This window comes from Kitasatospora sp. HPM-01-4 (genome assembly GCF_051374625.1).
In the GTDB taxonomy this organism is placed as follows: domain Bacteria; phylum Actinomycetota; class Actinomycetes; order Streptomycetales; family Streptomycetaceae; genus Kitasatospora.
The window spans coordinates 6,846,823-6,866,467 of record NZ_JBPQGP010000005.1 but is presented as its reverse complement, the minus strand read 5'-3'; the positions used below and the strand labels follow the sequence as shown (position 1 = coordinate 6,866,467).

General features: G+C 69.6%; 18 protein-coding genes. 7 read left to right on the top strand and 11 right to left on the bottom strand.

The features are described from left to right. Positions 1-40 precede the first annotated feature (40 nt). A complete protein-coding gene (locus ACSMTC_RS30095; RefSeq protein WP_436562873.1) occupies positions 41-418 on the top strand; it encodes a VOC family protein in 378 nt (125 codons plus the stop codon). 190 nt (positions 419-608) lie between these two features. Here the strand turns inward: ACSMTC_RS30095 and ACSMTC_RS30090 are convergent, their stop codons facing one another. The 3 genes from ACSMTC_RS30090 to ACSMTC_RS30080 form a co-directional block, all read right to left on the bottom strand. Then, positions 609-953 (bottom strand): hypothetical protein, encoded by a 345-nt coding sequence (locus ACSMTC_RS30090; protein WP_436562872.1) that lies wholly within the window; start codon positions 951-953, stop codon positions 609-611. A gap of 358 nt (positions 954-1,311) precedes the next feature. Beyond that, complete coding sequence (locus tag ACSMTC_RS30085) at positions 1,312-1,866, bottom strand: ester cyclase (protein WP_436562871.1); 555 nt, start codon at positions 1,864-1,866, stop codon at positions 1,312-1,314. 56 nt (positions 1,867-1,922) lie between these two features. Continuing rightward, the gene (locus ACSMTC_RS30080; protein ID WP_436562870.1) at positions 1,923-2,681 is read right to left on the bottom strand and encodes an SDR family NAD(P)-dependent oxidoreductase; all 759 of its coding nucleotides are present in this window, start codon (positions 2,679-2,681) and stop codon (positions 1,923-1,925) included. A 228-nt stretch (positions 2,682-2,909) separates the two neighbouring features. Between ACSMTC_RS30080 and ACSMTC_RS30075 the strand changes: the two genes are divergently transcribed. Beyond that, a complete protein-coding gene (locus tag ACSMTC_RS30075) occupies positions 2,910-3,815 on the top strand; it encodes a helix-turn-helix domain-containing protein (RefSeq protein ID WP_436562869.1) in 906 nt (301 codons plus the stop codon). Here ACSMTC_RS30075 and ACSMTC_RS30070 read toward each other — a convergent pair. The 4 genes from ACSMTC_RS30070 to ACSMTC_RS30055 form a co-directional block, all read right to left on the bottom strand. Then, on the bottom strand, positions 3,718-4,119 hold the full coding sequence (locus tag ACSMTC_RS30070) for a WYL domain-containing protein (protein ID WP_436564850.1): 402 nt from the start codon (positions 4,117-4,119) through the stop codon (positions 3,718-3,720). The two genes, ACSMTC_RS30075 and ACSMTC_RS30070, sit on opposite strands and share 98 nt — an antisense overlap. A 164-nt stretch (positions 4,120-4,283) precedes the next feature. Next, positions 4,284-5,825: an FG-GAP-like repeat-containing protein gene (locus ACSMTC_RS30065; RefSeq protein ID WP_436562868.1), complete on the bottom strand. Its 1,542-nt coding sequence runs from the start codon at positions 5,823-5,825 to the stop codon at positions 4,284-4,286. Between the two features lie 33 nt (positions 5,826-5,858). Further along, a complete protein-coding gene (locus ACSMTC_RS30060) occupies positions 5,859-7,046 on the bottom strand; it encodes an FG-GAP-like repeat-containing protein (RefSeq protein WP_436562867.1) in 1,188 nt (395 codons plus the stop codon). A 97-nt stretch (positions 7,047-7,143) separates the two neighbouring features. After that, complete coding sequence (locus ACSMTC_RS30055) at positions 7,144-8,586, bottom strand: C40 family peptidase (RefSeq protein WP_436562866.1); 1,443 nt, start codon at positions 8,584-8,586, stop codon at positions 7,144-7,146. Between the two features lie 384 nt (positions 8,587-8,970). Between ACSMTC_RS30055 and ACSMTC_RS30050 the strand changes: the two genes are divergently transcribed. Then, a complete protein-coding gene (locus ACSMTC_RS30050; protein ID WP_436562865.1) occupies positions 8,971-11,433 on the top strand; it encodes a helix-turn-helix domain-containing protein in 2,463 nt (820 codons plus the stop codon). A gap of 439 nt (positions 11,434-11,872) precedes the next feature. Here ACSMTC_RS30050 and ACSMTC_RS30045 read toward each other — a convergent pair whose 3' ends face one another. Then, a complete protein-coding gene (locus tag ACSMTC_RS30045) occupies positions 11,873-12,526 on the bottom strand; it encodes a hypothetical protein (protein ID WP_436562864.1) in 654 nt (217 codons plus the stop codon). Next, positions 12,523-13,005, bottom strand: coding sequence for an ATP-binding protein (locus ACSMTC_RS30040; RefSeq protein ID WP_436562863.1), 483 nt, complete (start codon positions 13,003-13,005; stop codon positions 12,523-12,525). Before ACSMTC_RS30040 ends, ACSMTC_RS30045 begins: the two co-directional genes overlap by 4 nt. A 138-nt stretch (positions 13,006-13,143) precedes the next feature. On the opposite strand from ACSMTC_RS30040, the gene ACSMTC_RS30035 reads away from it, so the two are divergent. The 4 genes from ACSMTC_RS30035 to ACSMTC_RS30020 all read left to right on the top strand — a co-directional run bounded on the left by ACSMTC_RS30035 (position 13,144) and on the right by ACSMTC_RS30020 (position 17,102). Beyond that, positions 13,144-14,025, top strand: a complete 882-nt coding sequence (locus ACSMTC_RS30035) for a helix-turn-helix domain-containing protein (RefSeq protein ID WP_436562862.1) — start codon at positions 13,144-13,146, stop codon at positions 14,023-14,025. Further along, on the top strand, positions 14,007-14,231 hold the full coding sequence (locus ACSMTC_RS30030; protein ID WP_436562861.1) for a DUF397 domain-containing protein: 225 nt from the start codon (positions 14,007-14,009) through the stop codon (positions 14,229-14,231). Before ACSMTC_RS30035 ends, ACSMTC_RS30030 begins: the two co-directional genes overlap by 19 nt. A 249-nt stretch (positions 14,232-14,480) precedes the next feature. Then, a complete protein-coding gene (locus ACSMTC_RS30025) occupies positions 14,481-15,662 on the top strand; it encodes an alpha/beta hydrolase family protein (protein WP_436562860.1) in 1,182 nt (393 codons plus the stop codon). A 255-nt stretch (positions 15,663-15,917) separates the two neighbouring features. Further along, positions 15,918-17,102, top strand: a complete 1,185-nt coding sequence (locus tag ACSMTC_RS30020; protein ID WP_436562859.1) for an alpha/beta hydrolase family protein — start codon at positions 15,918-15,920, stop codon at positions 17,100-17,102. 80 nt (positions 17,103-17,182) lie between these two features. Here ACSMTC_RS30020 and ACSMTC_RS30015 read toward each other — a convergent pair whose 3' ends face one another. Both ACSMTC_RS30015 and ACSMTC_RS30010 read right to left on the bottom strand, forming a co-directional pair. Then, positions 17,183-17,890: a response regulator gene (locus ACSMTC_RS30015; protein WP_436564849.1), complete on the bottom strand. Its 708-nt coding sequence runs from the start codon at positions 17,888-17,890 to the stop codon at positions 17,183-17,185. Between the two features lie 8 nt (positions 17,891-17,898). Continuing rightward, a complete protein-coding gene (locus ACSMTC_RS30010) occupies positions 17,899-19,638 on the bottom strand; it encodes a sensor histidine kinase (RefSeq protein ID WP_436562858.1) in 1,740 nt (579 codons plus the stop codon). Positions 19,639-19,645 lie beyond the last annotated feature (7 nt).

Genomic DNA, 19,645 nt, shown 5'->3' with positions numbered 1-19,645 from the left:
CCTATGGACGGCAGGAGGCGTTCATGATCAGCTTGCGGGCATGAGTTCCTTGCTCCGCCATGTCACTGTTGACTGCACCGATCCCTATACTCTTGCGGGCTTCTGGGCCCAGGCCCTCGACGGCTCACTCGCCGATGACGACAACCCGGGAGATCCAGAAGCCTTGGTCACGGCTGAAGCGGCCAGCTTGCTGTTCATCAGGGTCGATGACCGCAAGTCGGTCAAAAACCGTGTGCATCTGGATCTTCAACCCCAGGACCGCACCCGGGACGAGGAGGTCGAGCGCCTGCTCTCGCTCGGCGCAACGCTTCAGGGAGACCACCGAAGGCCTGACGGAACCGGTTGGGTAACGCTGCATGATCCCGAGGGCAACGAGTTCTGCGTCGAGCGCAGTGCGGCGGAGCAGACGAACGGCTGACGTTCCGTCTTCAGGTCATACCGATGAGGTGCGGAGCCGGGCACCCCGGCAGCGCCAAGTCCGAAGTGCCGGGGAGATTCGCGACTCGTTGAAGCCACCAGCCAGTGACTGATCGTCAATCTCTCGGCCGGATGGATCAGACCGCCACCGGGCGGGCCACCACCTCGGCCCGCCCGGCCGCTCCTCCGAATCAACGGCTGGGTGCAGCCTGGCCGTTGAAACCGGGGTCGCGAGCGCCGCGACGACGATGGCAGCCGGATCCGACGGACGGTACCTGGTCCGTGGGATCCGCCCAGCCGATCCGTGCCGCGTGCGACCGGCCCGACATGGCGAACGTCAGCTCCAACCGCCCATCGCGCCGGATGAACTCGGCGGCATGCTCGGCGGCATCCGGCCGGGTGAGGAAGTACCGGAAGGCGTCCGCCTGCACCGCCCCCAGCGGCAGCACGCGCATGGACTCCCACGCCGCCGCCAGAGCATCCGACAACCGGGCGAACGTTGCGGGTTCGGTGACGTCCTCGATCTCGACCGTCACCCGTTTCGGACCGCCGACTCTCTCACCCTCCACTCCGTCTCTCCCGCAATGGAAGGTCGCTAAGGTCGTGCATGTCAGCCTGCTCCTGTCAGGTTGGCCATGCCCCGGGGCGCTGCCAGGCGTCGCCGGGGTCCTCTGATCAGAGAGGCTTCGCCATCTTCGAACGTGCTGGTCGGAGGGGCTGGCGTGGCACTCGGTCGGGATGCTCTTGCTGGTCGCGGGCGGGAGTCTGGGGTCTTGATCGTCCGCCGGCCGTCTGTCAGCGGCTGACTACGCGGTCGGTCAGGACGAGCAGAGCGCGCAGGAGGGCGGTGGCGCGCGGAGTCGGTGCGGAGCTTCGTGAGCACGCGCCATGCCTTTAGGTTCGCGAAGCCGTGTTCGATAGGTCGGCTCGCCCTGGTGTCGGGTGGCCCTGGTGTCTGGTGTCGAGGTCGGTGACCGTGACCGACTGCCGGGCCGAGGGAAGGATGGGGAGGGACTCGTGCCCGAGCTGTCGCATCACGTCGGTCACATCGAACAGAGCTGTGCGTTCGATGACTTTGTCACCACGGAACCGGTCGATTCCCAGCGCGGTGAAGTCGGCGCGGCGGCCGCTCGGTGGTGTGCCGAGCCACGGCCCGAGCTGGGTGCCCGTGACCCGGACCCGTGTGAACACGACGTCCCCCTCGCTGACCTGCTCGACGACCCGGTCGTCCACGTCGGGGAATGCGCGGCGGAAATTGACGACCCAGGCGCGGACGCCGTCGGGTCCGTGCAGGTCGAACTGCGGCCAGTGGAAGTCCTCGGCGAATATCTCGTCGGCGAGGTCCAGCTCGCCGAGCGTGATGATGCGCTCGAACAACTGGGCGACGAGTCGCTTCCGGCTCTCGATCAGGTCGGCTGAACTCTGGTGCAGGTCAACGAAATCGGACACTTGGTGCTCCTTCTTGGCGGTTTCCAACAGGGTGGCGACTCGTCGGTCCGGGTGGGTCACCCGGTGGCCGGCGGACGAACGGCGATCAGCGTGCCGGAGAGGTGATCGGCCGCGTCGCTGCACAGGAAGGCGGTCAGCGGCAGGATGTCCTCGGGAGCGCCGAGTCGGCCGCCCGGGTAACTGGACGCGATCCGCTCGATGTACTCCTCCCCCACGCTCTCGCGCATGCCGGGCGTGTCGGTGAGCCCCGGAGCGAGGGCGACGGTTCGGATGCCCTGGCCCGAGAGCTCCTGGTGGACGACGCTGGAGAGGATGTTCAGAGCGGCCTTCGTGCCGCCGTACGCCGCGAGTCCGGGATTGGGCTGCACACCGAGAGCGCTGCTCACGTAGATGATGCGGCCCCCGCCACCGCGGATCATTACGGGCGTGGCGTGCTTGGTGGTGACGAAGCTGCCCACGACGTTCGAGGAGTACGCCCGGGTCAGCGTCTCCACGTCCGTCTCCAGGACGTACTGGCGCGGCGGCATCCAGGCGGCATTGTTGATCAGCGCGTCGATACGACCCCAGGTCCGGTCGATGGTGGCCACCGCACGCGCCACTGCGGACTCGTCGCTCACATCGGCCACCACCGCGAGTGCTGCGGCGGCGCCGGGCAGGCGGCTGATCTCCTGCACGGTCTGCGCCGCCTGCTCCTGACGGCGGGCGAGGACGGCGACGTGTGCCCCCTGCGCCGCCAGCCCCAGAGCCAGCGCCCGTCCCAAACCGCGGCCGGCGCCGGTGACCACGATGACTTTGCCGCGGAGATCGATGTTCATGGGTTGTTGCTCCCTTGCCGGGCGGACACGCACGAGATGGACGGGATGTGGGACGGACCGCGCCTGAGGCCACCGGTTCGCTGAGATCCCCAGCATGCGGGCCTGCCGGGCAGTCAGGAAGGCCACCTCGTACCGCGGATCGGCGTTCCTGGTCCTGGCAGAACCCCCCACGGACCAGCGGGTTCGGTACAATCACGCGTTTCCCGACACGGCGGCGCGGAGGTACCGATGGACGTGAAGCCGGACCCAGGACCGACTGTTGGGCCGGACGGGCTCGGCGCCTTCCTGCGCTCCCGTCGCCACCGTCGCTCCCCCGAGGCGGTCGGCTTGCCCAGAGGCCTTCGCCGGACCCCCGGCCTGCGACGCGAGGAGCTGGCACTGCTGGCCGGAGTGAGCGCGGACTACTACACCCGACTGGAGCAGGGTCGCGCCCAGAGCCCGTCCAGCCAGGTCCTGGAGGCGCTCGCCAGGGCCCTCGGGCTGGACGCCGGCGAGCGCACGCATCTGTTCACGCTGATCAACCCGGACTTCGCCTCCCGCCGTACCCACCATGTCCCGTCCCCGGTGCGCCCGTCGGTGCAGCGGCTGCTGGACGGGTGGCCCACCCCGGCCTGGCTGGTCAACCACAGTCTGGACGTGCTGGCCTGGAACAGCGCGGCCACCGCCCTGTTCACCGACTGGGCCCAACTGCCCTCGCACGAGCGCAACATGCTGCGGTTCGTCCTGCTCGACCCCGCTGCCCGACAGCTCTTCGGGAGTTGGCAGGAGAGTGCGGGCGAGTTCATCGGCAAGTTGCGGACGGCCGCCGCCCGGTGGCCGCAGGACCCGGCGATCGACCGGCTCGTGGCCGATCTGTCCAGCCGCAGCCCTGAGTTCCGCACCTGGTGGCCTCGCTACGAGGTGGCTGAACCCGGACACGGCCGGATCCACTACCACCACCCCGTGGTGGGCGATCTGACGGTGGACTACGAGACCCTGCGGCTGTCCGGCGAGGGTGAACAGCAACTCGTGGCGGTGAGCGCCGAACCGGGGTCGGTCAGCGCCGACCGCCTGCGCCGGCTTGCCGACCTCGCCCGCACTCAGCTGCGGCCGGTCGTCGATGCTCGGCAGCAGGAGTGCCCCGTCCGGCAGTGAGGGCTCCGCGCTCGGCGCGGTCAGCGCAGTGCAGCCGGGCGCGGAAGTCGGCCAGACAGCCGTTCCAGTGCGCGCCCGGGTCGAACCCGTCCGGGATGGCGAACTCCTCTTCCAACGTGTGGACTTCGAGGACCTGGTCGACCCGGTGGGTGCGGATCCCGGACGGCCCGCCAGCGACCGGGTACCAGCGGCCGGCCTTGAGTACGAGCCCGTACGGCTCCACCCGCCGCTCGATCTCCTCCGGCGCCCGCCAGCGCCGATACCGCTCCGTGCCTAGGTGACCCGGCGATACCGGCCACGGCAGTCGAGCCAGAGCCCGTTTTCACCTACACAGCCAGCCGACCACGGCAGGCACCGACTTTCGTGCCGCCGCCAGGCCGTGGTCGACCAGCCCGATGACGCGTGATCCCCCACCCTGCCGAAGTGGCTTGTGGGCCGGGGGAGATGACGTAACGCGTGTTTGACCCGTCAGACGCCGGTGGCGATCTGGCCCCAGTCGATCCAGCCCGGGTTGCGCACGTCTTCGCCGCCGTTGTTGATGAAGGCGTGGGTCGGCCCGTTGGTGACCAGGTAGTCCGCCAGGCCATCACCGTTCAAGTCCGCGAAGTCCACCAGACTCTGGTCGGTGGTCACACCGGAAGCGATCTTCGGACGCAACGTCCAACCGCCGTGTCCAGCACCACCGTTGTTCGCATACGCGGTCACCGAGCCGTCCGGGTTGAGGACCACGTAGTCCGCCCGGCCGTCGCCGTCGATGTCCGCGAGCCGCACCCGCGAGCGGTCCGTCGTCACCCCGGTGGCAATCTGACCATCCGCCACCCAGCCACCCCCCGTGTCCCCACCACGGTTCAGGTACGCGGACACGATGCCGTCATCCGCGATGGTGACGTAGTCCGTCTTCCCGTCACCGTCGATGTCGGCGAACCGCACCTGGTCCGGATTGGTCGTCGTCCCCTGCGCCACGATCCCCGCATCCTGCCACCCCCCGTGGCCGGCCCCGCCACGGTTCAGCATCACATGGATCTTGCCGTCCGGGTTGATCGCGATGTAGTCCGCCCGGCCGTCACCGTCCCAGTCCGCGAACCGCACCCGGGACTTGTCCGTCGTCAGACCCGTCGCCACCACACCGTCGTCCAACCAACCGCCGTGACCGTCCCCACCACGGTTCAAGTACACGTGCACCGAACCGTCATCGTTCACCACGATGTAGTCCGCCCGGCCGTCACCGTCCCAGTCCGCGAACCGCACCCGACCCGAACCCGACTCCGTACCGGCGTGGTGCACGGGTATCGGGGTGGCGAGGCCGTCGGTGAAGGCGCTGTCGAGGGCCTGGTAGTAGGTCTGGGCCATGCGCGCATAGCCCTGGTCGTTGGGGTGCAGGCCGTCGGCGAACTGGCCGGCCGACAGGCTCGGGCCGGCGACGTACCGGTACTTGTGGCCGGCCGCCTGCTCGGTTGGCTGGAGCTGGGCGAGTTGGGCGTTGTAGGAGGCGATCAGGCTGCTGTCCACGCTCGGTGTGGTGGGCAGCAGCCCTTGGACGATGACCGCCACGCCCGGCCGGTCGGCGAAGATCTGGTCGATCAGCGCGGTCATCCGGTCGCCGGCGTGCGCTTTGTCGGTGCCGCGGTCCAGATCGTTGATGCCCAGGTGCAGCAGCACCACGTCCGGCTGGTCCTTGGTGACATAGCCGTCGATCTGCCCGCGGATGTCGTCGATCATCGTGCCGCCGTGGCCCTCGTTGTCCGGGTCCTGCACCGCGCCACCCTGCACCGTGCCGACGAAGTCCATCCGGTACCGCGACTGGCTCGCCGCCTCGTTCCACAGCGGCAGCCGGTAGCCGGCGCCCGAACTGCTCTGGTACCCGGCGGTGATGGAATCGCCCAGCGGCATGACCTTGAGCAGCGGCGGGCTGGTGACCGGACCGGTCGTGGCGCTCGACACCGACGACAGACCCACCCAGCCGAGCAGACCGAAGGATGCGGCCACGGCGGCCGTGAGTACGCGCTTCATGGATGTTCCCTTTCCGTGTGAGAAGCGGATCGGTCAGACGCCTCCGGCGGCGACCTGACCCCAGTCGATCCAGCCCGGGTTGCGCACGTCTTCGCCGCCGTTGTTGATGAAGGCGTGGGTCGGCCCGTTGGTGACCAGGTAGTCCGCCAGGCCATCACCGTTCAAGTCCGCGAAGTCCACCAGGTTCTGGTTGGTGGTCACTCCCGAGGCGATCTTCGGACGCAACGACCAACCGTTAAAATGTCCAACACCACCGTTGTTCACATAGGCGGTCACCGAGCCGTCCGGGTTGAGGACCACGTAGTCCGCCCGGCCGTCGCCGTCGATGTCCGCGAGCCGCACCCGCGAGCGGTCCGTCGTCACCCCGGTGGCAATCTGACCATCCGCCACCCAGCCACCCCCCGTGTCCCCACCACGGTTCAGGTACGCGGACACGATGCCGTCATCCGCGATGGTGACGTAGTCCGTCTTCCCGTCACCGTCGATGTCGGCGAACCGCACCTGGTCCGGATTGGTCGTCGTCCCCTGCGCCACGATCCCCGCATCCTGCCACCCCCCGTGGCCGGCCCCGCCACGGTTCAGCATCACATGGATCTTGCCGTCCGGGTTGATCGCGATGTAGTCCGCCCGGCCGTCGCCGTCCCAGTCCGCGAACCGCACCCGGGACTTGTCCGTCGTCAGACCCGTCGCCACCACACCGTCATCCAACCAACCGCCGTGACCGTCCCCACCACGGTTCAAGTACACGTGCACCGAACCGTCATCGTTCACCACGATGTAGTCGGCCCGGCCGTCACCGTCCCAGTCCGCGAACCGCACCCGACCCGAACCCGACTCCGTGGCAGCGCCGGAGTACGGGACGGCGTGGTCGGTGCCCAGCGCCGTCCCGCGCGAGCACACCGGCCAGGCGCCGGGGCCCTGGTCGGCCAGGATCTTCTCCGCGATCCGGACCTGCTGGGCCTTGGAGGCGAGGTCCGGCCGGGCCGCATAGGCGGTACCGCCGTAGGACTGCCAGTTCGCCAGGGTGATCTGCAGCCCGCCGTAGTACAGGCCGTCCGAGCTGACGATGCTCCAGTTGCCCGTGCTCTCGCACTGGGCCACCTGGTCCCAGGTCGCGACCGAGGCGGCGAAGGCCGTTCCGGAGGTGGTGGTGACGCCGGAGGCGGCGAGCAGACAGGCCGCGGCGAGCACCAGGCCACTGCGCAAACGCGCGATGTTCATGACTGTCTCACTTCTCTTACTGGATGAGGAAGACGGCTGGGGGCGCGACGGACCGCGTGACGCCCATCGCGCCCCGGTGACATGGCTGGCGGATCGGTCAGACGCCTCCGGCGGCGACCTGACCCCAGTCGATCCAGCCCGGGTTGCGCACGTCTTCGCCGCCGTTGTTGATGAAGGCGTGGGTCGGCCCGTTGGTGACCAGGTAGTCCGCCAGGCCATCACCGTTCAAGTCCGCGAAGTTCACCAGGTTCTGGTTGGTGGTCACTCCCGAGGCGATCTTCGGACGCAACGACCAACCGTTAAAATGTCCAACACCACCGTTGTTCACATAGGCGGTCACCGAGCCGTCCGGGTTGAGGACCACGTAGTCCGCCCGGCCGTCGCCGTCGATGTCCGCGAGCCGCACCCGCGAGCGGTCCGTCGTCACCCCGGTGGCGATCTGACCGTCCACCACCCAGCCACCCCCCGTGTCCCCACCACGGTTCAGGTACGCGGACACGATGCCGTCATCCGCGATGGTGACGTAGTCCGTCTTCCCGTCACCGTCGATGTCGGCGAACCGCACCTGGTCCGGATTGGTCGTCGTCCCCTGCGCCACGATCCCCGCATCCTGCCACCCCCCGTGGCCGGCCCCGCCACGGTTCAGCATCACATGGATCTTGCCGTCCGGGTTGATCGCGATGTAGTCCGCCCGGCCGTCACCGTCCCAGTCCGCGAACCGCACCCGGGACTTGTCCGTCGTCAGACCCGTCGCCACCACACCGTCGTCCAACCAACCGCCGTGACCGTCCCCACCACGGTTCAAGTACACGTGCACCGAACCGTCATCGTTCACCACGATGTAGTCCGCCCGGCCGTCACCGTCCCAGTCCGCGAACCGCACCCGACCCGAACCCGACTCCGTACCGGCGTTGCCGTCAATGATGTTCTTGTAGCGGAGCGCGACGTATTCGCTGCTGGGGTGGCTCTCGAAGTAGGCGGCGTTGATCGAGACGCCGGTGACGTGCTTGACCGGCGTGGAGCCGAACGAGTAGTAGTCGAACGTGGTGTGGGCCGCGTCGTCCCACTTCTCGAACAGGATGACGTGGTTGTAGTAGCTGTTCAGGATGTCGCCGGGCTTCAGGTCACTGCGCGAGATCTGGTTGGTGTAAGAGTCCGCCAGCCCCTCGGTGTTGGCGCTGCTCCCGAGGTGCCAGGCCATCGAGACGTAGCCCGAGCAGTCGGTCCGGTAGTTCGTGCCCTGTGGGTCCGGGTAGGAACCGCCCTGGTCGTAGGGGATGTTCTGGCCGAGCCAGGACTGTGCCCGGGCGATCACTTCCGCGCGGGTGATCGGACCGCCGATCACCGAGTCGCCGGCTTGGGCGGCGTAGGCGGCGGGCTGGGAGACGGCCGCGGTGGCGACCGCACCGCCGATCACCGAGTTGCCGGCTTGGGCGGCGTAGGCGGCGGGTTGGGAGACGGCCGCGGTGGCGACCGCACCGCCGATGAAGGTTGCGACCGCGAGTGCGACGCGGGTGATCTTGGAAAGGCAAACGGACAAGGGGGGATGCTCCTCGGAAGGTTGGACTTGGGGCCGGAAACTGACAGGGCTGCAGGAGGTGCCGGCCGACCAGTCCGCCAGGAACCGGCTTGGCGGTTCCAGGGACGACCCGGGTCGTGATGTGAGTGCCTGTCAGTTGGTGGAGCCGGCGGTGACCCCGATGGAGTCGGTGCCACCGGAGGTCTCCTGCCAGGTGTTCCAGTTGCTCCGGGCATGGCGGAGAGCTGAGTGAGTCGGATGACCATGCTGGTGTTCTGGCCGGTCAGCGCACCAGGCCAGCGGATCAGCCAAATGTGGCCGGTCAGCCCGGCACGGTGATCGGGCCCCAGTAGAGTGATCATCTGCCGTAAAGGGAAGATCCGCGACGGGAGCGAGTGCGTTCACATGAGCAGCCAGTTCGGCGCCCTACTCCGGGGGTTACGGCTCGAGGCGAAGCTGACGCAGGAGCAGTTGGCCTCGCAAGCCCGGCTGGGGGTGCGGACCGTTCACCGGTTGGAGACCGGCAAGCCCACTGACGCCCGGATGGGAACGGTGAAGCAGGTCGCTCACGCCCTGGCCGACGCCTTGGGGCGCGATCGCGACGACGTCCTGCAGGACCTGCAGGGCGCGTACCGCGACACGGCTGCCACTGTTGACCGTGCTGCCACTGCTGACCGTGCTGCCACTGTTGACCGTGCTGCCACGGAGGACGTCTGCGACGTGCGGGCTCCCTTGAGCGAGCCGGCGCCCGGCCCGGTCGCGTTCGGCGTTCTGGCGCCCGGAGGTGCCCTGGCCGACGTCGCCCAGTCGCTCGCACACGATGTGCACAGCCGTTGGCTGCGGGAGGAGGAGCAGCGCCGGATCCACGACCCGTTCCCGCTGCCGGTGCGGTGGCGGTCGGCGCCTGAGGGGCTGTTGGACCACTGGGACAACATCGGCGGTGCTTCCCCTGGCACCACGTCGGGCCCGTTGTCCCTGGACGGTGGGCTGGCCGAGGTGACGGAGGTGTACCGGCGCGTCCGGTCCGGACGGCTCGTGGTGCTCGGGCGAGCCGGCTCCGGCAAGACCGCTCTGATACTGCGGTTCGTCCTCGACTACCTGGGAACGCGCTCCGGCGGCGATCCCGTTCCGGTCGTCTTCAGTGTCGGATCCTGGGACCCGACCGTGACCGGGCTGCGCAACTGGCTCATCGACCGGTTGCTGCGCGACCATCCGAACCTTGCCGCACGTGGACCTGGTCGCTCGACCCTGGCCGCCGCCCTGGTCGACGCCGGCTGGATCCTGCCGGTCCTCGACGGGTTCGACGAGATGGCCTCGGGGCTGCACCGGGCTGCCCTGGGCGAACTCAACGCGATATCCCTGCCGCTGCTGCTGACCAGCCGTACCGAGCAGTTCGCCGAGGCGGCCGCGACCGGCGTGCTCAGGAAGGCCGCCGGCATCGAACTGACCGACCTGACCACGGACGACCTGGCCCACTACCTGCCGCGCACCGCACGCCCGACTGGGCAGGGCGAGCAGGCTGGTCGGGCCGCGACCGTGTGGGACCCGGTCCTGGACGAGCTGCGCAGCCGACCGGACAGCCGCTCCACCGCCAACCTCGCCGCAGTGCTCAGCACCCCGTTGATGGTGCTGCTCGCCCGGACCCTCTACAGCGACGCCCCGGGGCAGGATCCCGCCGAGCTCCTGGACAGCACCCGCTTCCCGACGCCGGAAGCCATCGAAGAGCACCTGCTGGCCGGCTTCGTCCCCACCGTCTACGCCCAACGACCCCAGGCCCGCACCAGCACCGCCACCCCGCACCCGCGCCCTCAGCGCGGGTGGGACCCGCAGCGCGCCCGCCACTACCTGAGCCACCTCGCCCGGTACCTCGGCCAGCCCCAGCAGCGCAATCGCCAGGACCTGCCATGGTGGAAGCTGTCCAGCGCCCTGAGCCTGCCCTCTCGCATGCTCGCCATCGCCCTGGCCTGCGCCGCAATCACGACCGTGTCCATTGTGCTCGTGCCCATCGCCATGAACCTGATCGGCATCGACTACTCACTCACGCCTAGCCCCAGCCACTTCCTTCTTGACCTCACGGCAGGCCCGCTCGTCGGCCTGGCTTTCGGACTCGTCTACGGGATCGCCGTCGCGTTCGGCAAGGAAGCGTTCGCCCCGTCCCGCATGCGGCTGCAACTACCGAGCCGAGGACGGCAGAAGGCCGGTACACCCGCCCGAAGACTCCCGATCGTGTTCGGCGCCGGGCTGCTGGTCGGCCTCGCCGTGTCGTTGTCGCGCGGAGCCGTGTCCTACACGCTGCTGGCCACGGGACTGCTTCACGAGTCACAGCTCGGCAGCAGACCGCCCGAAACCGAGCTGCTCTCCTCACTCCTGCAAGCCGTCGCTTACGGAATGGCGGGAAGCCTGGGCCTCGGGCTCATGGTTGCCCTGGAGACACCACTCGACGTGGGGTCCGCCGCGACCCCGGTAGGTCTGCTGGCCATCAACCGCAATACCGTCATCCGCCAGGCCCTGCTCGTCGCGCCGGTGATCACCATCGCCGTCGCGGGTACCTGCCGAGCACTGGAAGACTTCCAGGTCCCTTTGGGCCTCCCACTCACTCGGGGATGGCTGTTCGTCGGGTTCGAGTGCGGGCTCATCGGCACCGCCTGCTATGTCCTCACGTTCACTGCCTGGGGCCAGTGGGTGCTCTTCACCCGGATCGCGCTCCCCCTGACAGGACGACTCCCCTGGGCGACCATGGCCTTCCTCGACGACGCCTACCAGCGAGGAGTCCTGCGCCAGGTCGGAGCGGTCTACCAGTTCCGCCACGCCCGGCTCCAAAGCCACCTCAGCTCCGCTCCCCATGCCCCGGGCACGGCACCGAGCTAAGCGCCCACGCGGCCTTCGGCTGTCACCTGGGCATGACGACGGCCCAGTGGCCGACCATTGGCATGGGTGGCCTGCCCGCCGTCCCGTGGTTCCAAGAACCGGTGCCCAGCACCCCGCCACGACGCGGCCGCCTTCGACGCGTACGCCAGCCGGCACCTGGGCCTTGGCATGCGCTGCACCGCACCGCACCGCACCGCACCGCACCGAGCATGCCGAGAACGACTGCCCGCTCACGCCCGTCCGCACCGGGGAGGACGTCCGAGTCTGGTTCGGCCCGGCGGAGCCACCACCCTGGCCAACCCGGCGGCTGCGGCTGGAACCCGTGACGACGTAGTCGGCCTCGCCTTCCCAGCGTGCCCACAACACCCGAACAGCCGAAACGGCCCGCCAGATGAACCGGCGGACCGCCGCGAAATATCGATGCTGGCGAGCCCCCGTGTCAACGGCCGGTTGCCGCCCTGCCGTTGAAACCGGGGCCGTGAGCGCCGTAACGACGATGGCAGCCGGAGCCGACGGAGGGTGCCTGGTCCGTGGGATCCGCCCAGCCGATCCGCACTGCGTGCGACCGGCCCGACATGGCGAACGTCAGCTCCAGCCGTCCATCGCGCCGGATGAACTCGGCGGCATGCTCGCCGGCATCCGGCCGGGTGAGGAAGTACCGGAAGGCGTCCGCCTGCACCTCCCCCAGCGGCAGCACTCGCATGGACTCCCACGCCGCTGCCAGAGCATCCGACAACCGGGCGAACGTTGCGGGTTCGGTGACGTCCTCGATCTCGACCGTCACCCGTTTCGGATCGGCGGCTCTCTCCACCTCCACTCCGTCTCTCCCGCAATGGACTTCGGCCCATACGGCATGAGCACCCGACCTGTACCGGTGGCCGTACCGGTCTGCTTCGCCCAGTACGTCCAGGACCGCCAACTCCGCCTGCTCGCCGATGTCATCAGGCACCGGCACCTCCACCCGGTAGCCACCGCAGTCCAGCCGCTCGACCGACATCCCGGCCCCCGTCACCTCGATCAGGCACCGCGCGAGCGCGAACATCCTTGCCGCCGTACCGCTGTCCACGCTGCGCACCCCGGACCGCTCACTCACCGCGCATCCCCGTCCGCCGGCCCGACGAGGGCCCACACGGCCTTCCCGACCCCGCCCGCACGAGGACAGCACCCCCACCGGACCGACAGCTGATCCACCAGCCACATCCCCCGGCCCGCCTCGTCGTCCACACCCGCCGCACGGACCGTCGGCCGCTCACCGCTCGCATCGTGCACCTCGATGCGCAGCAACCCCGACTGCACCTCGAACCGCACGAAGATCAACCGTCCGGGCGTGGTGCGCGCGTGCCGCACGGCGTTGCCGACAAGCTCGGTCACCACCAACTCGCCTACGTCCGCGAATAGTTCAGTGGACTCCATGTCCGCCAGGAAGACCCGCAGCAACGCTCGGGCCGTGCCCGCCGACTTCCGATGGCGCGGCAACCACGCCGAGTACTCACCCAGCACTGTGGGTGCCCGATCAAGCCATTCCGGCACCGTGATCCCTTCCGAGCATGGAAGGTCGCTAAGGTCGTGCATGTCAGCCTGCTCCTGTCAGGTTGGCCATGCCCCGGGGCCGTTCGCGCGGTCGCCGGGGTCTGCTCTGCACCGGCGCCCTTGAGGCAATCCGGTGTCTCTCCATGGTTACGCCTCGAGCACTACGCTTGACCCTGCGTCATGTTCCAGAAGCAGACAGGGAACAAGGGAAACCGCATGGTGGCTCGAACACGCGAACTCAATCCGTTGAGGTCAGCTCGCGACCTGTATGGGAAGGAGCTGCGGCGGCACCGAGAGAACGCCGGAATGTCTCTCGACCGGCTGTCCGAGGTGGTCAACTACAGCAAGACACACCTGCACGGAGTCGAGACGGCAGAACGCTTGCCCTTGCCTCCGTTGTCCAGCAAGATCGATGCCGCGTTCGGCACTGGAGGTCTCTTCGAGGGCCTGTGGGAGATCATCCGGAGAGAACAGTTCCCGGACCGGTACCGCCGTTACATGGAGCTCGAAGCGCAGGCCAGCCTTATTCAGGTCTACTGCTCACAACTCGTCCTTGGCCTTGTTCAGACTGCGGACTACGCGCACGCAGTGCTGCGCTCTGGCAGCCCTCGGGATGTGGCAGAGAAGATCGACGAGAAGCTGGCGGCGCGGCTTGATCGCCAGGACATCTTGAAACGACCCGTCCCGCCGCACCTCTGGTTGATCCTCGATGAAGCCGCTCTGCGTCGTCCGGTGGATGGCCCAGAGGTAATGAGGGCGCAACTTGATCACGTGCTCGCGGTGGCTCAACGTCCGAACATCGTGGTCCAGGTACTCCCGTTCGCAAGCGGCGCGCATCCTGCGATGGGCGGCTCGCTGACCATACTCACGCTCGCGAGCGGAACAGAAGCGGCGTACATGGAGGGCAGCCACACGGGACACCTTGAGGAAGACGCGGAAGCTGTCAGAGGGTTCCGGCTGTCCTACGATTTGATCAAGGCTTTGGCCTTGCCGCCGGACGAGTCAACAGCGGTGATCAAGACCGCGATGGAGGACTACGCAAGATGCGCATCCCCGACCTGAGCGCCGCCACATGGCGCAAGAGCACCTACAGCAATGGCGACGGGGGACAGTGCATCGAGGTGGCTGATGGCTTCTCCGGCATTGTTCCTGTCCGTGACTCCAAGGACCCCAACGGTCCTGCCCTGGTCTTCCCGGCCGAGGCGTGGTCGGCCTTCGTCGCCGGGGTCAAGGCGGGGGACTTCGCGGGGGACTTCCCCACCGTCTGACCGACCGATCACGCCACTCACAGCCCCGGCAGGGACCGCCCAGCCGGGGCTGTAGTGCATCGTGGGGCGGGACAGGGTCCGCTGATCTGCGGAAACCGTTCAGGGTCTGACGACACTCGACAGGCGATCCCGGTGTTCCCACGCAGCCCGTCCCCCTCCGGGCGGAGGAACCGTCCGCCCGGAAGGGGACGTTGCTGTCCGCTCATGAGGGGACGTCAGGCGGTGTCCTCGCGATCTACCGTCCTTGCCATGACCAGAATTCGTCGCACTGCCGCAGCCGCCGCGCTCGCGCTCATCCTGCCGCTCCCGATCGCCGGGATGGCCTCCGCCGCACCCTCCGCCACCGCTTCCGTGGCGGCCGCACACACCGCCCCGAACGCCTTCACCACGCCCGAACTGCCCCGCCCGACCGGCTCGCACGCGGTCGGCCGCGACATCCTGCACCTCGTCGACCAGGACCGTCCGGACCCGTGGGTGCCCTCCGCCGGCCCCCGTCAGCTGATGGTGTCGATGTACTACCCCGCCCACCCCGGCACCGGCGGACCGGCCCCCTACATGACCACCGAGGAAGCCCGGCTGTTCCTGAAGGAAAAGGGCGCCAGTTCCTTCCCGCCCGAACTGCTCACCAACACCCGCACCTGGGCACACACCGACGCCCGCCCGGAGCACGGCAAGTACCCGCTGGTCGTGCTCTCCCCCGGACTGACCATGCCGCGCGCCACCCTCACCGGCCTCTCCGAGGACCTGGCCAGCCGGGGCTACGTGGTCGCGCTGGTCGACCACACCTACGAGGCGGCGGGCATCACCTTCCCCGACGGGCAGACGGTCCCCTGCGGCCAGGTCTGCGACACTCCCCCCGCTGGTGGGCCGGGGGAGGTGTCCCAGAGCCGGGCCAAGGACATCTCCTTCGTGCTCGACGAGTTGACCGGACGTCACCCTGCCTGGCGGTACGCCCACATGATCGACGCGAAGCGGATCGGCATGGCCGGACACTCCATCGGCGGCGACGCCACCTCCGTGGCGATGGCCGACGACAACCGCATCCGGGCCGGAGTGAACATGGACGGCAGCTTCTGGGCCCCCGACCCGGCCACCGGTCTGCACGGCCGCCCCTTCCTGCTGCTCGACAAGCTGGCGGACCACCCCGCCGGTGGCGGGGACACCAGCTGGGACAAGGCCTGGGCCAACCTGGACGGCTGGAAGCGCTGGGTGACCGTCGCCGGCGCCGACCACAGCAGCTTCACCGACTTCGACGTCCTCGCCGCAGCTGCTGGAAAGCCGAACCCCGACGGGCTCCCCGCGCCCCGCTCGGAGGAGATCACCCGCAGCTACGTCGGCGCCTTCTTCGACCTCCAGCTCAAGGGCATACCGCAGCCGTTGCTCGACGGCCCCTCCCCCGCCAACCCCGAGGTCACCTTCCAGCACCTCTGACCGCACCCGTGACCTCATGACCGCCGCCGGGCGGGCCACCACCACGGCCCGCCCGGCAGCCCGAACAGCGAACACAGGACGAACCTCAGACGTCGACCGGACAGCGGACGTCAATGCCACCGAATAGCCAAAAGTCCCATTTCCCAAAGGGACTTGTACCTCTCGCTGATGATGGCTCGTATGTCTCGGGAGTGACAGCGATGTCCGCCGCTGAGTGGACGTCAGACGGTGCCCTCGCGATCTACCGTCCTTGCCATGACCAGAATTCGTCGCACCGCCGCCGCTGCCGCGCTCGCGCTCCTCCTGCCGCTCCCGATCGCCGGGGTGGCCTCAGCCGCCCCCTCCGCCGCCGCTTCCGTGGCGGCCGCGCACGCCGCCCCGAAGACGTTCACCACGCCCGAACTGCCCCGCCCGACCGGCCCGCACGCGGTCGGCCGCAACGTTCTGCACCTCGTCGACCAGGACCGCCCGGACCCGTGGGTGCCCTCCGCCGGACCCCGCCAACTCATGGTCTCGATGTACTACCCCGCCCACCCCGGCACCGGCGGACCGGCCCCCTACATGACCACCGAGGAGGCCCGCCTCCTGCTGAAGATGAAGCTCCCGAACTCCGACTACCCGCCCCAGCTGCTCGCCAGCACCCGCACCTGGGCGCACACGGACGCCCGTCCGGAGCACGGCAGGTTCCCGCTGGTGGTGCTCTCCCCCGGATTCACCATGCCGCGCGCGCTCCTCACCGGCCTCGCCGAGGACCTGGCCAGCCGGGGCTACGTGGTCGCGCTGGTCGACCACACCTACGAGGCGGCGGGCATCACCTTCCCCAACGGACAGACGATCCCCTGCGGCCCGGTCTGCGACACTCCCCCGGCGGGCGGACCGGGAGACATCTCCCAGAGCCGCGCCAAGGACATCTCCTTCGTGCTCGACGAGTTGACCGGACGTCACCCCGCCTGGCGGTACGCCCACATGATCGACTCGAACCGGATCGGCATGGCCGGACACTCCATCGGCGGCGACGCCACCTCCGTCGCGATGGCCGACGACAACCGCATCCGGGCCGGAGTGAACATGGACGGCACCTTCTGGGCACCCGACCCGGCCACCGGTCTGCACGGCCGCCCCTTCCTGCTGCTCGACAAGCTGGCGGACCACACCACCGGTGGCGGGGACACCAGTTGGGACAAGGCCTGGGCCAACCTGGACGGCTGGAAGCGCTGGCTGACCGTCGCCGGCGCCGACCACAGCAGCTTCACCGACGCGGACGTGCTGTTCGCGGCCATGGGCATGCCCACCCCCAACGGAATCCCCGCGAACCGCTCGGAGGAGATCACCCGCAGCTACGTCGGCGCCTTCTTCGACCTCCAGCTCAAGGGCGTACCGCAGCCGCTGCTCGACGGCCCCTCCCCCGCCAACCCCGAGGTCACCTTCCAGCACCCGTGATCCCGCCCACCGCCCTGTGACCACTGCCGGGCGGGCCGGCACCTCGGCCCGCCCGGCAGCCCTCGGGACAGCCGGCCGCGCTACGGCCCGGAGCGCTGCGGGACGATCCGGTAGCAGAGTTCCGGGCGGCCGACCTGGCCGTACTGGGGTTCGCGGACCGCGAAGCCGACCTCGACCAGGTGCTCCAGGTAGCGGCGGGCGGTGATCCGGGAGACCCCGGCCTCGGCTCCCACGGCTGCGGCCGACAGGCCGGCCCCGGTGCCGCGCAGAACCGCGGCGACCGTCTCCAGGGTCGGGGCGCTCAGGCCCTTGGGCAGGGCGCTGCGCTCGGGGGTGGCACGGAGCGCGGCGAACGCCTGGTCCACCTCGTCCTGGCCGGTGGCCTCGCCGTGGCGGGCGAGGGTGTCCCGGTAGCGGGCGTAGCGCTCCAGGCGGTCGTACAGGGCGGCGCCGCTGAAAGGCTTCAGCAGGTACTGGACCACACCGGCCGAGACCGCCTGCCGGACCATCGCCAGATCGCGGGCCGAGGTGACGGCGATGACGTCGCCGGAGTGGCCGGCGGCGCGCAGCGTGTGGCAGAGCTGGAGGCCGTGCCCGTCCGGGAGGTAGAGGTCCAGCAGGACCAGGTCGACCGGGGTGCCGGCGGTGCGGGCGCGGCCCAGCTGGCGCAGCGCGTCGGCGCAGTTGTGCACGGTGGCGGCCACCCGGAAGCCGGGGGTGCGCCGCACGTACAGGGCGTGGGCGGCGGCGGCCACCGGGTCGTCCTCGACCACGAGTACGTCGATCACCGGACTGCTCACCGGAGCGCCTCCCTCTCTCTGCCGCCACGGCTCACCGCCAGGGCGTCGACCTCACCGCCGCCCGCTGCCAGGGCGTCGACCTCCCCGCCGCCCGGCACCCGGACCTCCGCTCCGTCCCGCCCGAGCGGCAGCCGGACGGTGAGTACGGCCCCCTGCTCGCGCCCGACCTCGACGGTGCCTCCGTTGCGCCGGGCGGTCTGGGCGACCAGGGCGAGGCCGAGGCCCCGGCCGCCGCTCTTGGTGGTCCAGCCTCGGCGGAAGACCTCGGTGGCGGCCTGCGGATCGATGCCCGGGCCGGTGTCGGCGATGCGCAGCAGCAGTTCGCCGCTGTCCACCCGGGCGGTGACGGTGACCTCGGGAGGGCCGGCGGCCGTCGCGGCGCCCTCGATCGCGGCGTCCACCGCGTTGTCGATCAGGTTGCCGAGGATGGTGACCAGATCGCGCGGGCTGAGCGTGGCGGGCAGGAGGCCGTCGTCGATCCGGCTGTCCTCGGTGAGGGTGAGCTCGACTCCGCGCTCGGCTGCCTGGGCGGCCTTGCCCAACAGCAGTGCGGCCAGCACCGGTTCGCCGACCGCGGCCACCACCTTGTCGGTGAGCTGCTGGGCGAGGGCGAGTTCGGCCGTCGCGAACTCCACGGCCTCGTGATGACGGCCGAGTTCGATCAGCGAGACCACGGCGTGCAGCCGGTTGGAGGCCTCGTGTGCCTGGGCGCTGAGAGCATCGGCGAAGCCCCGTACCGAGTCCAACTCGCCGGTGAGCGCCTGGAGTTCGGTGTGGTCTCGGAGAGTCACCACGGTGCCCAGGCCGGGGCCGACGGCGGAGGTGTTGAGCACGACCACCCGCTCGTGCGTGAGGTGGACCTCGTCGCGGATCGGAGCCGGGCCGAGCAGGGCCCGGGTGAGCGACTCGGGCAGACCGAGGCCGGACACCGGAACACCTTCCAACTTGCCTGACAGGCCGAGCAGTTCACGGGCGGCGTCATTGCAGAGCACCACCCGCTGCGCGCCGTCCAGCAGGACCAGGCCTTCACGCACCGAGTGCAGGGTCGCCTGGTGGTAGTCGTAGAGGTGGCTGAGCTCGGTGGCACCCATGCCGTGGGTGTGGCGGCGCAGCCGGGCGCCCACCAGGTAGGTACCGGCGCCGCCGAGGGCGAGGGCGGCCGACGCGACGCCGACCAGGGCGAGCAGCGGTACGTTCAGCTGCTCGCTGATGGACTCGACCGTGATGCCCGAGCTGACCAGGGCGACCACCCGGTGCCGCTCGTCGAACACGGGGACCACGACCCGGATGGACCGGCCGAGGGTGCCGGTGTAGGTCTCGGTGACGGTGCCGCCGGTGAGCGCCTGGTCGATGTGACCGAGGAAGACCTTGCCGACCTGGGCGGGGTCGCGGTGGGCCCAGCGGATGCCATGGGTGTCCATGACGGTCACGAAGTCCACCCCGGTGTCCCGGCGCACCTGCTCGGCGTAGGGCTGGACCAGCCGCGAGGGGTCCGACCCGGCGGCGGCCTCGCGCACGGTCGGCGAGTCGGCGACCGCCCAGGCGGCCGCGGTGACCTGGCGGCGGGCGGTGTCCTCGGCGCGCCCGGCGGTGAACAGGTAGGCGAGAACCGCACCGCCCGCGACCACGGCGGCCACGATCACGATCTGCAACGCGAACAGCTGCCCCGCCAGGCTGTGCAGGCGGCGGCGCGGCGAGGGGTTCGGATACGAGCGCGTGCCAGACTGCCGGTGCATGCCAGAC